Source organism: Frateuria sp. GZRe14, from assembly GCF_051900395.1.
Lineage (GTDB): Bacteria > Pseudomonadota > Gammaproteobacteria > Xanthomonadales > Rhodanobacteraceae > Frateuria_A > Frateuria_A edaphi.
The window spans coordinates 1830157-1843532 of sequence record NZ_JBHZGJ010000001.1 but is presented as its reverse complement, the minus strand read 5'-3'; the positions used below and the strand labels follow the sequence as shown (position 1 = coordinate 1843532).

Annotated in this window: 13 protein-coding genes; 8 read left to right on the top strand and 5 right to left on the bottom strand. The window is 68.2% G+C overall.

The window, feature by feature from the left end; all coding sequences use genetic code 11:
- Positions 1-23: 23 nt before the first annotated feature.
- From ACFWZ1_RS08525 to ACFWZ1_RS08515, 3 genes are read right to left on the bottom strand one after another with little or no spacing between them, the layout of a single operon-like run.
- A complete protein-coding gene (locus tag ACFWZ1_RS08525; protein ID WP_439666075.1) occupies positions 24-1259 on the bottom strand; it encodes a hypothetical protein in 1236 nt (411 codons plus the stop codon).
- Positions 1256-3589 (bottom strand): putative bifunctional diguanylate cyclase/phosphodiesterase, encoded by a 2334-nt coding sequence (locus tag ACFWZ1_RS08520; RefSeq protein WP_231325546.1) that lies wholly within the window; start codon positions 3587-3589, stop codon positions 1256-1258. The genes ACFWZ1_RS08525 and ACFWZ1_RS08520 overlap by 4 nt, the downstream gene beginning before the upstream one ends.
- A 4-nt stretch (positions 3590-3593) precedes the next feature.
- On the bottom strand, positions 3594-4238 hold the full coding sequence (locus ACFWZ1_RS08515) for a methylamine utilization protein (protein WP_231325545.1): 645 nt from the start codon (positions 4236-4238) through the stop codon (positions 3594-3596).
- A gap of 167 nt (positions 4239-4405) precedes the next feature.
- Here ACFWZ1_RS08515 and ACFWZ1_RS08510 point away from each other — a divergent pair, with 167 nt between their 5' ends.
- The 4 genes from ACFWZ1_RS08510 (at position 4406) to ACFWZ1_RS08495 (ending at position 7891) form a co-directional block, all read left to right on the top strand.
- On the top strand, positions 4406-5107 hold the full coding sequence (locus ACFWZ1_RS08510) for a pirin family protein (protein WP_231325543.1): 702 nt from the start codon (positions 4406-4408) through the stop codon (positions 5105-5107).
- A 59-nt stretch (positions 5108-5166) separates the two neighbouring features.
- Positions 5167-6093, top strand: a complete 927-nt coding sequence (locus ACFWZ1_RS08505) for a formate/nitrite transporter family protein (RefSeq protein ID WP_439666074.1) — start codon at positions 5167-5169, stop codon at positions 6091-6093.
- A 4-nt stretch (positions 6094-6097) separates the two neighbouring features.
- Positions 6098-6832 carry a 2OG-Fe(II) oxygenase gene (locus ACFWZ1_RS08500; RefSeq protein WP_439666073.1) on the top strand — a complete coding sequence of 245 codons (735 nt, stop codon included), beginning with the start codon at positions 6098-6100 and terminating at the stop codon, positions 6830-6832.
- Between the two features lie 624 nt (positions 6833-7456).
- Complete coding sequence (locus ACFWZ1_RS08495) at positions 7457-7891, top strand: cell wall hydrolase (protein ID WP_231325538.1); 435 nt, start codon at positions 7457-7459, stop codon at positions 7889-7891.
- Between the two features lie 69 nt (positions 7892-7960).
- On the opposite strand, the gene ACFWZ1_RS08490 is transcribed toward ACFWZ1_RS08495, so the two are convergent.
- Together ACFWZ1_RS08490 and ACFWZ1_RS08485 are read right to left on the bottom strand one after the other, a co-directional pair.
- The gene (locus ACFWZ1_RS08490) at positions 7961-8446 is read right to left on the bottom strand and encodes a glycine zipper 2TM domain-containing protein (protein WP_231325536.1); all 486 of its coding nucleotides are present in this window, start codon (positions 8444-8446) and stop codon (positions 7961-7963) included.
- Between the two features lie 78 nt (positions 8447-8524).
- Complete coding sequence (locus ACFWZ1_RS08485; RefSeq protein ID WP_231325534.1) at positions 8525-9109, bottom strand: glycine zipper 2TM domain-containing protein; 585 nt, start codon at positions 9107-9109, stop codon at positions 8525-8527.
- A 138-nt stretch (positions 9110-9247) separates the two neighbouring features.
- Here ACFWZ1_RS08485 and ACFWZ1_RS08480 point away from each other — a divergent pair, with 138 nt between their 5' ends.
- The 4 genes from ACFWZ1_RS08480 (at position 9248) to ACFWZ1_RS08465 (ending at position 13367) form a co-directional block, all read left to right on the top strand.
- Positions 9248-10066: a TatD family hydrolase gene (locus ACFWZ1_RS08480; protein WP_439666072.1), complete on the top strand. Its 819-nt coding sequence runs from the start codon at positions 9248-9250 to the stop codon at positions 10064-10066.
- A gap of 109 nt (positions 10067-10175) precedes the next feature.
- Positions 10176-10712 (top strand): MarR family winged helix-turn-helix transcriptional regulator, encoded by a 537-nt coding sequence (locus ACFWZ1_RS08475; protein WP_439666071.1) that lies wholly within the window; start codon positions 10176-10178, stop codon positions 10710-10712.
- Complete coding sequence (locus ACFWZ1_RS08470; protein WP_439666070.1) at positions 10709-12184, top strand: efflux transporter outer membrane subunit; 1476 nt, start codon at positions 10709-10711, stop codon at positions 12182-12184. Before ACFWZ1_RS08475 ends, ACFWZ1_RS08470 begins: the two co-directional genes overlap by 4 nt.
- On the top strand, positions 12171-13367 hold the full coding sequence (locus tag ACFWZ1_RS08465) for an HlyD family secretion protein (protein ID WP_439666069.1): 1197 nt from the start codon (positions 12171-12173) through the stop codon (positions 13365-13367). The genes ACFWZ1_RS08470 and ACFWZ1_RS08465 overlap by 14 nt, the downstream gene beginning before the upstream one ends.
- Positions 13368-13376 lie beyond the last annotated feature (9 nt).

Here is a 13376-nt window from a genome sequence, read left to right as displayed (position 1 = left end):
CGGCGGCTGCGTGAATCCGGCCTTCAGTAGAACAGGCGTGCGCTCAGCTGCGTCTGGGTGCCGCGGATGCGGGGCTGCAACCCGTAATCGGCACGGGCGGTGCGCGTGCTGTCGATGTGCAGCACCTCGAACGTCAGGCGCAGCCAGTCGTGGGGACGCCAGTTGAGGGCGGCGGTGACCGCATTGCCGTGCTCCCCTTCGTGAAGTCCCGGGGTTTCGGGCAGATCGCGCGTACTGAAGTGGTCTAGCCGTAGTGCGGGTCGCCACGCACCGCGATTCCAGCCGGCCAGCAGGTACGCGGCCCGATAGCGGGTAGTGAACACCAGGTTCGGCACCGGCTCGATCACGGTATCGCCGTTCATCGCCTGGGCCAGCCAGGTGATCGGCCCGGTGTCGGCGGTGGCGCCCAGGCTCCAGAAGCGGGTGCGCCAGGCGTACAGGCGCTCGCCGCCTTCGTAGGGTTGCCAGGCCTGGGGGTCGGCGTGGTTGTCGTAGTGCATCAGGCTGAGGCGGCCCCAGCCGCGCGCGCGCCACGTCAACTGGGCGTAGTTGCCCCATTGGTGGCCGATGCGGCGGAACGGGTCGTAGCGCATCGGGGGCTCCTCGCCGTCGTCGCGCACGTAGGCATCGGGTTCGCGCAGACGGCTGCCGATGCCATAGGCCAGGTCGCTGAGCGACCAGCCGCGGACCGCCAGCAGGTTGCCGGCCGGGTCGTTGCGCTGGAACAGCGCGCCGCGCAGTTCCCAGCTGGCGATCTCGCCGCGCCGCTCGATGCGGCCCTCGGCACCGACCGCGCGCAGCTCCTCGCCGACCCAGCTGTTGATCGCCGAAGGCGTGAGCGTCCACGGACTGGTCCAGCCGATCGCGTCGTTCTCCAGCGAGACCGGCGGAAAGAACGCGCCAGCCTGCACCGACCCGCGCCAGCGCGTGGTCGATACCGGTCGCCAACGCAGGTAGGCCTCCAGCATGTCGATGCCGGCGCGGTCGCCATCCTGCAGTTGTAGGCCGGCGAAGGCGAGCAGCGAGGGCGTGAGTTGCGCGGTGCCGGCCAGCGCGGCGCCGCCGAAGCGTGCCTCGACGCCACCGCCGCCGTAACGCGTCTTGCCGAGCCCGCCCTCGACCCAGCTGCGCTCGGATGGCGCGGCCACCAGGCGGCCATCGACGTAGCCGTGCAGGCTGAAATCCTGCGCGTAGCCCGCCAACGGCAGCGCGGCCAGGCAGGCCAGGGCAAGCCGGCGAAGGCCGCGGCCGAGACTCATGCCACCCCGGCCCGCTCAAAGGCGAAGCCCGCCAGTTCCGTCGCCGGCAGCGGGCGCGCGATGAAGAAGCCCTGCGCATGGTCGCAGCCGATCGCCGCGAGTTGTTCCAGCGCTCCCTCGTCTTCCACTCCTTCGGCGGTGACCTGGAAGCCGAGGCGATGCCCGAGTTCGACGATCGAGCGCACGATGGTCTGGTCGCTGGCGTCGCGAGCCAGATGGCGGACGAAGGTCTGGTCGATCTTCAGTTCGCTCACCGGCAAGTGGCGCAGATAGGCGAAGGCGGACTGGCCTACGCCGAAATCGTCCACCGCGATGCCGACACCGAGGTCGGCCAACCCCCGCAGCACGCGGATCGCCGTTTCCGGCTCGCCGATCACGGCGCGCTCGGTGATCTCGACAGTCAGCTTGCCGGGCGGAAGTCCGTGGATGGAGAGCAGACGCCCGATGCGCAGCGGCAGTTCCGGTTCCCCCAGATCGCGTGCCGAGAGATTCACCGCCACATTCAGGTCGAGCCCGCGCGCGTGCCAGCGGCTCGCCTGGGCAATGCCGGAGGCCAGCGCCCAGCGGGTCAGCCGCTGGATGTTGCCCGTGTCCTCGGCCATGCCGATGAAGTCCTGCGGCGGCACGATCCCGCGACGCGGATGGTGCCAGCGCACCAGCGCCTCGACGCCGTCCACGCGACGCGTGTCCAGCGCGAGCTTGGGCTGGTAGTGCAGCAGCAGGTGATCGTGATCGAGCGCCTCGCGCAGCTCGCCCATCAGCGACAGCCGTTCGGTGCGATGGGGGTCGGTTGCCGCGTCGTAGAAGGCCAGCGGACGGGTCGAGCCGGTGGCCGCGAACTGGGCCACTTCGCCGTGGCGCAGCAGCACCGACGCCAGCGCTCCGTCCTCCGGGTACATGGCGATGCCAATCGCCGGCAGGGTGTCGACGCTCACGTCCGCCTCGACGTAGGAGGCGTTCAACGCATCGAGGATGCGCAGCGCCGCGGCGACCGCCTCGGTGCGGTCCGCGTCAGGCAGCCAGGCGACGAACTGGGTATCGGTGGCGCGCGCCAGGTAGGCCCTGGCGGCCACGCGCCCCAGGCGTATGCCGACTTCGCGCATCAGGCGGTCGTAAAGGCCATGGCCCATGGTCTTGATGATGTCGGGCACACGCGTGAGACCGACCATCAGCAGCGCGCCGTGGGTCGTGCCGGCGTCCCGCGCACGATCGATCGCGGCCTCGGCGGCCACGCGGTTGGGCAGGTCGGTGACCTGGTCGTGCAATGCCTGCTGGCGGATGCGCTCCTCGCGCTGGCGGACCGCTTCGGCCATGGTGCCGAAGGCTGCGGCGAGTTCGCCCAGTTCGTCGCGACGGCCGAGGCTGGGCAGCGCACGGTAGTCGCCCGCCTCGATGCGCCGCGCCGCGCCGGCGAGGGATTCCACCGGGCGCGACACGCTGCGCGCGGTCAGCCACGCGCCGATCAGGCCGACCACCAGTCCCAGGCCAAGCAGGAAGCCCCAGGCGATCACCACCGCGCGGAACGGCCGCAAGGCGTCGCCCAGCGAGTAACCGAGCACCGCCACCACCGGGGCGCTGCTGCGCGCCTGGCTCAGCGGCTGCGCCAGCACGAGGTACTCGTGCCCCTGGATGCGGCGCACCGCCGGGCTCGTCGGCAGATCCTGTCCGGCCAGGCTGGCGACCAGTCCGGTATGCCTGAGCCCTTGCGCGGCAGCGATCCAGCCCGACGTGTCCGGCCGCACCGCGAGCTCGATATCGCCAGGCAGCGCGGACAGTTCACGCAGGTGCGCCAGCAGCGCGTCGTCCAGCGGTACGTAAACCACCACCAGCCCGACCGGCTGGGGCGCGTAGATGGGCACCACCACCACCCAGTACGCCTTGGACTGCAGCGCCACCACGGCCGCGACGCGCCGGTCGAAGGCATGCTCGACAAGATCAGGAAAGGCGAAGCGCTTGCCGTTCGCATGCGCGTCGGCCGTATCCACCTCGACCACCCCGTCCAGGCCGACCAGTTGCATGCGCGAGGCGCCTACCCGGCGGCCGTGGTTGCGCAGCACGGAAAACACCGTGCCGTGGTCACGTTCGGCGATCGCCGAGCGCAAGGCGTAGTCCAGCGTCATCACTTCGACGTTGCCGGCCACGCGTGCGGAAAGATCGTCCATCTGCGCCACGAAAGCCTGCGCGTTGACCGCGAGCTGGCGTTCGCCCTCGCTGACCATCGCACGCCGGGTCACGCCGTAGACCAGCGCGGCCGTCAGCAGCTGCACGGTCACCAGGGTGGCGACGAAGAACAGTGCCAAGCGGAGGCGGAAGCCGACGACGGCGCGCATGGGGTCAGTAGTCCAGGTGCTCGCGATCGGTGAACCCGCGCGGGTCGGGAATAAGCGAGAGGGTGAAGTCGGCGTGCTGCGCCTCCGTCCCCTCGCCTACCACGGTCATTTCGCTCGGCTGCATCTGGCCTGGCCGCAGCTGCGGGTGCCATACCGTCACGGTGTAACTCCCCGGCGGCAGTTGTTCGAACACTGCCTGCCCCTGCGAGGGCGTCACCTTGGCCTGTCCGGAGGTAATCAGCAGGTAGGCGATCATGTGGTCGTGGATGTTGCAGCCGACAGCGACCAGGCCGGGCTGATCCAGCGTCACCGGCGGCGAACTCTCGCCCGGACGCAGCAGGAACTCGAACGCCTTGGCTTCGGAAAAGGAATAGACGTGGTGGCGGGTGCCGTCGCTGTTGCGGAACACCACGCGGTCGCCGGGGTGGACCACCTGCACGTAAGGAATGAAGGTCTCGTCCCGCTGGTCGACGTAGCGGGTGACCGGCGAGGGCGGCGGTTCGGTCGAAGGGTTGGCCGGGGTCACGGTCACCACCGCGTCGCCCACGGCATGTCCGCCACTATCGCTGACCCGCACCACCAGTTGGCCGGCCCACGACGTACCCGCGCAGCCGGCCAGCAGCCAAGCCAACAAAAGTCGCCCGCGCATGACGCGCACTCCTGGATGTCCCCGGCGCTAGCCTAACCCATGCATCCGCGCCCCGGTCAATGGGTGTCGGTCCGCGAACGATCCGTTCAATCCACGCCCATTTGGCAGCCGGAAGCGCACCCTTACCTTGCATGCCTGGCCGGCATCACGCGCGGCAGGAGGTCGACATGATCGAACGCAGGGCTTTTGACACCTTGGGTGGCGCCAACCATGGCTGGCTCGACGCCAAGCACCACTTTTCCTTCGCCGGCTACCACGATCCCGCCCGCATGGGCTGGGGCGCGCTGCGTGTGTGGAACGACGACACCATCGCCCCGCGCAGCGGCTTTCCGCCGCACCCGCACGCGGACATGGAAATCATCACCTACGTGCGCGAGGGTGCGATCAGCCATCGCGACAACCTCGGCAACGAGGGCCGCACCGTTGCCGGCGACGTGCAGGTGATGAGCGCGGGCACCGGCATCACGCATGCCGAGTACAACCTGGAGGCCGAAACCACCCGCATTTTCCAGATCTGGATCATCCCCGACCGACCGGGCGGCGCGCCGGCATGGGGCGCGCGGCCCTTCCCCACCGGGGAGCGGGCCGGCCGCTTCGTGGCGCTGGCCAGCGGCTTCCCCGGGGACGCCGACGCGCTGCCGCTGCGTGCGCAGGCCCGCGTGCTCGGCGCGACGCTCCGCGCGGGCGAACAGGCGGACTATCCGCTGGGCGGCAGCCGGCATGCCTATCTGGTGCCGGCCAAGGGTGCCGTGGAGGTCAACGGCGTGCGGCTCGATGCGCGGGACGGCGCAGCGATCAAGAGCGAACCGTCGTTGCGCGTGACCGCACTCGAGGATGCCGAACTGGTGCTGGTCGACGTGCCCGCCTGAAGCGACGCTTCGCATACGGAAGCCGTCGTAGCGTGCCGTGGCCGTCGGAGGACCACTGCATGCCCCAACCAACCGGACGCCAGCGCGCCAGCGCCGCGGAAGATCCGAACGAAGTCGACGCCCGCGACGGTTTCTCGCTCTCGCGCGAAGAGAGGGGCGAAGTCGAGCAGAAACGCCCTCCACGCGTGGCCGTGCTGCACGAAACGATCCGCCTGGAAGGCGAGGAGGAACTCAGCCGGGGCCTCCTCGCCCTGAGCCTCTCCGCGCTGGCGGCCGGGCTGTCGATGGGCTTCTCGATGCTGGCCCGCGGCCTGTTGCACCGGCACCTGGAAGGCGTGCCGGGCGCCTTTCTCGTCGAGAGCCTGGGTTACCCGTTCGGCTTCCTGGTGGTGATCCTGGCGCGGCAGCAGTTGTTCACCGAGAACACGATGACCGCGGTACTGCCGCTGATGACGCATCCGAACCTGCGCAAGCTCGGGTCGCTGCTGCGGCTGTGGTCGGTGGTGTTCGCGGGCAACCTGATCGGCACCGCGCTGTTCGCTTACGGCATCGTGCACATGCAGTTGTTCGACGAGGGTACCCGGACGGCCCTGTCGGCCATCGGTGCCGAGGTCATGGGCAACACGCCATGGCAGATGTTCACCAAGGGCATCGTTGCCGGCTGGCTGATCGCCACGATGGTATGGCTGTTGCCGGCGGCGGAGCACGCGAAGATCGCCGTAATCGTGCTTACCACCTACCTGATCGCGCTGGGCGGCTTCACCCACATCATCGTGGGATCGGTGGAGACGTTCTACCTGGTGTTCACCGGTGGACTATCCATCGAGGAGTTCGCCACGCAGTTCGCGCTGCCGACGCTGGCCGGCAACATCGTCGGCGGAAGCTGCATCTTCGCGCTCATCAGCCACGCCCAGGTGCGCGGCGACGAGGCCGAGGAGGAAGCGCAAGATGCGGAGGGCGCCGGAACACGCAACGGGCAATCCTGAGGGCATGACCGACGACCCGCCCTCCAGCGACCCTCGCGCCGACGCGTTTCACGCCATCGACTGGCCGGCCGTCCACGCCGCGCTCGACGCGCATGGCCACGCCGAGTTGCCTGCCCTGCTGGCACCGCAAATCTGCCGCGAACTGACTGAGCTTTATTGCCATCGCGAACACTTCCGCAGCCGGGTCGTGATGGCGCGGCACGGCTTCGGCCAGGGCGAATACCAGTACTTTGCCTATCCCCTGCCCGCGCAGGTCGAGGCGCTGCGCACCGGCATCTATCCCCGGCTGGTGCCGCTGGCCAACCGGTGGAACGAAGCGATGGGGATAGATGTGCGCTATCCGCCGGCTCATGCCGACTATCTGGCGCGCTGCCACGCGGCCGGTCAGGTGCGGCCCACGCCGTTGCTGCTGCGCTACCGGTCAGGCGACTACAACTGCCTGCACCAGGACCTGTATGGCGAACACGTCTTCCCGCTGCAGGTCGCCGTGCTCCTGTCTGCGCCCGGCATCGATTTCAGCGGAGGCGAGTTCGTACTGACCGAGCAGCGCCCGCGCATGCAGTCGCGTGCCGAAGTGGTACCGCTCGCACAGGGCGATGCCGTGATATTCGCGGTCCACCATCGTCCCATGCAGGGCGCCCGCGGCTCATATCGGGTGAACCTGCGGCACGGCGTGAGCAAACTGCGCGGCGGTGCGCGCCACACGCTCGGCGTCATCTTTCATGATGCAGCCGAGTAGCGTGCACTCGCGCAACCGGCAAGTCCGCGGTGTCGCGTCCGCCTTCCGAGTTACGCCGTGAACTTTCCATGCATGAACGATGGCTTCGACCGCATCAATGCATCGATCGGGTGCAACGCAATGCACACCTCGTTCACGCGATGCACCCTCACAATGATTTTCGTTCTTCACCCGCTCGCGATGCTTACTGGATGAACGTGAGCCAACTTTAAATTGCTCCGATCCGGCACTTGCCAGCAGGCATCACCGCCACTACGCTCCCGCCGAATCAAGAATGATGCCCATCGCTCACGGGCATCTGCACGCGACGAACCGGAGGGGTCCGGATCGGCGCGACCCGGCAGAAAGATTGCCGGATGGAACCACCGCTGTAGGCGGAAACAATCCAAGCAGCAGCCGCAATCGCGCAGACCGCAGCCGGTCGCGATTGACAGTGCGCGCGCAAACGATCACGCCGGCTCCGGACCAGCCGGCTCCAACGCCACACTCCCGTGGCAAAGCGTCGCGACTCCTGTTTCGGTCGCGGCGATCAATCCAGGTGGTAACGGCCTGCCCGCCCGTCCACCGCAACGGCGCTCGAGATGGAAGTTTCATCCCGCGCGTACAGCACGCTGGAGGCAGACAATGAAACTTTCCATGCTGTTGTGGCTGACGTCCGTACTGCCCCAGCCGATCGCCGACCAGGCCTGCCTGGCGACGACCGTGTATCTGGAGGCACGCAGCGAGTCGACCATCGGTCAGCTCGCTGTCGCGGAAGTCGCTCTGCGCCGCCGCGAACGCGGCCGCTGGGGCGACACTGTCTGCAAGGTGGTTGCCGCGCCGCATCAGTTCGCCATCACCGCCACGCCCGGCTCCTACGACATCACGAACTTCAAAGCCTTCACCAAGGCCTGGAAGGTTGCCGGCTATTCGATGGACAACTGGGCCCTGCCGCTGGCCCAGCGCCAGTTGCTCGTACCACATGCGGATCACTTCGCCACTGTGGCTATCGCGCCGGCCTGGTCGCTCAACCACACCAGCACCACGATCGGCGAGCATCGCTTCTACGCGGTCAACTGAAAGGTTTCCGGCAGCAAAAAGGCCCTCGCGAGAGGGCCTTTCTTTTTTGGACGCTTATACGTCCGCAGGCTACATGGCGTAAACGTGGTCACCCCGAACCTGTGCGTAGTCGCCCACGCGAAGGCCAGGATCTTCCTTCTGTGTCACCGTGGCGTACTGCCCGTTATCCAGGCGCACCGTGACCCGCCAAGCCGGAACCTCGCCGTTACCACTGCGCTTGCCGACCTGGTTGCCTACCACGCCGCCGGCCACTGCACCGGCAACAGTGGCGGCCTTGCGGCCGTTGCCCTTGCCCACCTGGTTGCCCAGCACGCCGCCGGCCACCGCGCCGATGACCGCGCCCAGGGTGCCATGGCCGCCATCCTCCACGTAGACCTGCTGGATATCCTGCACCACTCCGCAGCTCTGGCAGCGCGTGCTGCCGTAGCCGGAACTCTGGTAGCCACCGTTGTTGTAACCGCCATTGTTGCCTGGCCCGGTGGCGCAGCCACCAAGGGCGAGGCTGCCCGCCAGAGCGGTGGCGAGAGCGAGATTGCGGGATCGGTTGAACGTCATGGCGCGACTCCTCGATGTGGGGTTGAGTCGATGATCGCGAACGGTCCGTCCATGGACCGCGTAGGGAACGTCAGACCATCAATGCGCGTCCGAAACGGCAACGACGCCTTCCTGCACCTGGACGCGATCGCCCGGGTCGTGGTCCATCCGCACCGTGCGGGTGACGCCGTTGTACTCGTAGCGCACGTTGTAACCGACCACCTTGGTGCTGCTGTCGTTGACCGTCTCGCACTTGCGCTCGGTCGTCGTGGTGACGGTCGGCTGCTGGCGCTTCTCCTGGATCTTCTTGCCGGCATAGCCACCCGCGACCGCGCCAGCCACCGTTGCAAGGGTCTTGCCCTTGCCGCCGCCGACCTGGTGGCCGAGCAGGCCACCGGCGACCGCACCGATTGCCGTGCCGGCGATCTGATGCTGGTCCTTGGGCGGTTCGCTGTGCGTGACCGCTTCGTCGTGACAAACCTGGTGGGGATTGTTCACCGTCTTGCGCACCGGGTCCACGCTCACCACGCGCGCGTACTTGACACCGTTGTCCGCGGCCGTGGCGCTGGACTGGGCGTTGGCCAGGCCGGCATCGGCACTGGCGTCACGGTTGCAAGCCGAAATGCCCATCGCGAGCGATGCCGCGATTCCCACCTGAAGCGCATTGACCATCAACCTGTTCATGACTTGCATCTCCTTCGTTTCATTGCGGCGTGGCGGGCGCGCCATGCGTCCACCATTCACCTGCGGAACCATTGAACCTTCGCCATACTGAATCCGGCCTAGACATTCCTCCCTACGCGCAACCCAGGTGACGAACGCGTGACGGAACACTCACATCCGCCTCTGTCCCGGCCCGGCCCCTGGCTGGTCGACAGCCACGTGCACATCGACGACGCCAGTTTCGACACCGACCGCGCGCAGGTCCTCGCGTGCGCTGCCGCTGCGGGCGTGCGGCAGATGATCGTGCCGGGCATCGACGCCGAGAGCTGGCCGCGCATCGACGCCTTGTGCCAAGGCCACGAGGGACTCTATCCGGCCTACGGCCTGCATCCGCTGTTCCTCTCGCGGCACCGTCCCGAGCATCTGCGACTGTTGCGCGAGCGCCTCGGTCACAGCACCGCCGTCGCGCTGGGCGAGATCGGGCTGGACTTCTACGTGGAGGAACTCGACCGCGACGTTCAGCAGCATTACTTCGAGGAACAATTGGCGCTGGCCGGGGAGCTTGGCTTGCCGGTGATCGTGCACGCCCGTCGTGCGGTCGAGGAGGTCGTGCTCGCCTTGCGGCGATTCCCCGCCCTTCGTGGCGTCGTGCACAGTTTCGCGGGCAGCGAGCAGCAGGCCGAGCGGCTCTACGAAATGGGTTTCATGCTCGGCATCGGCGGCCCGATCACCTACCCCCGCGCCAAGCGACTGCGACGCCTGGTCTCGGACATGCCGATCGATTGCCTGTTACTGGAAACGGACGCGCCCGACCAGCCGAACGCAGGGCGCCAGGGCACGCGCAACGAGCCGGTTCGCATGCTGGAAACGCTGCAGGCGATTGCCGAGCTGCGCGGCGAGACACCCGAGGCCGTTGCCGCTGCCACTACGGCGAACGCCTGCCGCCTGTTCGGCCTCCCGCCCTCGGCGTTGTTGTAGAAGCGCACCTTGTGCGCGCGCGAAGGGTCCATTCCACGGCGCTACCGGCACTTGCCTGTCTTTCGCGCCCGCGCTATTTTTGTTCACTGGTGAAATATGAGCTGGTGAAATGGCACGTCTGGGCGACTGCATCGCAATGATGGACGAGGGGATCGGCCGCGTGAGCCAGGTCATCCCCGACATGCCAGCAACCGAAGCGCGCCTGACCCGTCTGCTGCTCATGGTCGGCCATGCCTTCGACGAAGCCGTGGAAGAGGCGCTCAAACCCAACAAGATCAACCACAGCGATTTCCTCACGCTGATGATCCTGTACAGCCGCCCCGACGGCAGTTCCACGCCGGGCGAGCTCTGCGAATACACCTCGCAGGGCGCGACCAACATGACCCGCATCGCCAACGCGCTGGTCAAGCGCAGGCTGATCACGCGTGGCGCCAGCGAGGAAGACCGCCGCCGCGTGGTCATCCGTATCACCCCTGCCGGGCGGCGCTTCGTGCAGAAGCTGCTGCCGCCGCTGTTCCCGCGCGTCAGCGCGGCATTCGTCGGCTTCAACGAGGCCGACAAGCGCAGTTTCAGCCGCCTGCTGCGCAAGCTCGCCGACAACCTCGATCAGCTGGACGAGACCCCCTCCCCGAAGGACGTTCCATGAAACCTGCCCTGCTCCGCCTTCGCACCGCGCTGGCCGCGGCAATCGCGCTGGCGCTGGTCGCGTGCGCCACGCCGCCGGCGAAGCTGTCCTCGCCGCAACTTCGCGACGACGTGCCGCTCGCTGGCCTGGAAACCGCCATTCGCGCCGGCTGGCCCGATGCGCAGTGGTGGCATGCCTATGACGATCCGCAGCTCGACGACCTGATGGACCGCGCCCTGCGCCAGGCGCCGGATCTCGCGCTGGCGCAGAGCCGTGTACAGAGCGCCGAGCAGTCCGCACGGCTGGCCGCGGCGCAAATGGGGCTGACGGTCAACGGCAACGTCCAGTATTCGCGCCAGCGCATGAGCGAGCACGGCCTCATTCCCGCGCAATTCCTCGGCTTCACCTGGTACAGCCAGGCCGACCTCGGCGTGCAGTTGAAGTACGAATTCGACTGGTGGGGCAAGAAGCGGGCGACGGTGGAAGCGGCGCTGGACCAGGCGCACGCCGCCGAGGCACAGCGCAGCGCGGCCGCACTGGCACTGCAATATGCCGTTGCCAGCACCTACTTTGGCTGGCAGGCCGACCAGGCCCGGCTTGCGCTCGCCGACAGGTCGATCGCCGCCGGTGAACAACTGCTGCACATCGCCCAGTTGCGCGTGCGCCAGGGCGTCGACCTGGCCGACACCGCCGAGCAGGCGCGGGCGCAGCTCGCTCAACTGGGGCAGATGCGCACCGCGATCGAGGGCGCGGCCAAGATCAATCGCGTGGTGCTCGCCTCGTTGCTGGGCGTGGCGCCGGCGCAGTTGCCGGAGCTCACGGCGCGCCCGCTGCCGGCGGTCGCCCCGGGGCTTCCCGGCAACGCCAGCCTCGATCTCGTCGCCCGTCGTCCGGACATCGCCGCCAGCCGCTGGCAGGTCGAGGCGGCCCTCAAGCAGACCGACGTGGCGCGCGCGCAGTTCTTTCCGGACCTCAGCCTCACGGCGCTGGCTGGCCTGTCCAGCATCGACATGGGCAAGCTGTTCACCGCCGGCAGCCGCGTCTTTGCGGTGACGCCGGCGCTGCACTTGCCGATCTTCGAAGGCGGCGCACTCGAGGCGAACTATGGCCTCAGCCGCGCCCAGCTCGACAGCGCCGTGGCGCAGTACCGCAGCACGGTGCTGGCGGCCGCGCGCGACGTCGCCACGCAGGCGCTGGGAGCCGAGCAACTGGCCGCGCAGCGTAAGCAGCAACAGGCGCAACTGACCGCGGACGAGCGCCTGCTCGCCAACGCCCAGGCGCGCCTGCGCCAGGGTGTGCGCGATGGTCGCGAAAGCCTCGCCGCCGAACTCGTCCTGCTGGAGCAGCGCGACGCGCAGACCCAGCTCCACGCGCAGGCGTTGGCCACCGATCTGGCGCTGATCAAGGCGCTCGGCGGCGGCTACCGCAGCGAAGCCCCTTCCGAAACCGCATCCAACACCCCTTCCCCCGGAGTCGACCATGAGCGCCACTGAAGCCGACAAGCACGCCGACAACGACAGCGGCCTGGCCGCCAAGAACCCGGCCAAGCGGCGCCGGGCGCTGATCATCGTGGCCGCCGTGTTCATCCTGGTCGCGCTCATCTGGTTGCTGCTATGGCTGTTCGTGTTCTCGCACCGCGAGAAGACCGACAACGCCTACGTCGGCGGCAACCAGGTGACGATCTCAGCGCAGGTGCCCGGCACCGTGGTGGCGATCATGGCCGACGACACACAGCGCGTGGAGGCCGGCCAGGTATTGGTCAAGCTCGACCCGACCGACGCCCAGGTTCGCCTTGCGCAAGCGCGCAGCGCGCTGGCCCAGGCGGTGCGCGGCGTGCGCCAGCAGACCAGTTCGGCCAGCGGCGCCGATGCGCAGGTGACCGCGCGCAAGCTGGAGCTGGACAAGCTGGAGGCCGACCTCAAACGACACTTGCCGCTGCTGGGCGCGCATGCCGAATCGCCCGAGATCGTGCAGCACCTGCGCGACGGCGTGGCGCAGGCGCGTGCCGGGCTGGATGCGGCCAAGGCGCAGGCCGCAGCCGCGCACGCCGCAGTCGAGGGTACGGATGTGGCCGAGAACCCATCCGTGTTGCAGGCCCGCGCCAATTTCCGCGCCGCCTGGATCGCCGCGCAGCGCAACGCGATTCTGGCTCCGGTCTCCGGCTATGTGGCCCAGCGCAGCGTGCAGCTGGGCAACAGCATCGCGCCTGGCCAGCAGCTGATGACCGTGGTGCCGCTGCACGATCTGTGGATCGACGCCAACTTCAAGGAAGGCCAGTTGCAGCACATCCGTATCGGCCAGCCCGCGACCGTCGAGGCCGACATCTATGGTGGCGACGTCGAGTATCACGGCAAGGTGGTCGGCCTGGGCGCCGGCACCGGCAGCGCCTTCTCGCTGCTGCCGGCGCAAAACGCCACCGGCAACTGGATCAAGGTGGTGCAGCGCGTGCCGGTGCGCATCGCCCTGAACAACAAGGAGCTGGACAAGCATCCGCTGCGCGTGGGCCTGTCGACCGATGTGACCGTGGACATCTCCGACGATCGCGGCCCAGTGCTGGCGCAGGCGCCGGCGCAACAGCCTGTTGCCGAGACGGGCGTGTACGACCGCCTGATGGACAAGGCCGATGACGAAGCCCGGCACATCATCCAGGCCAACCTGCCCCGCGCCGCCAAATAACCTGAAGGC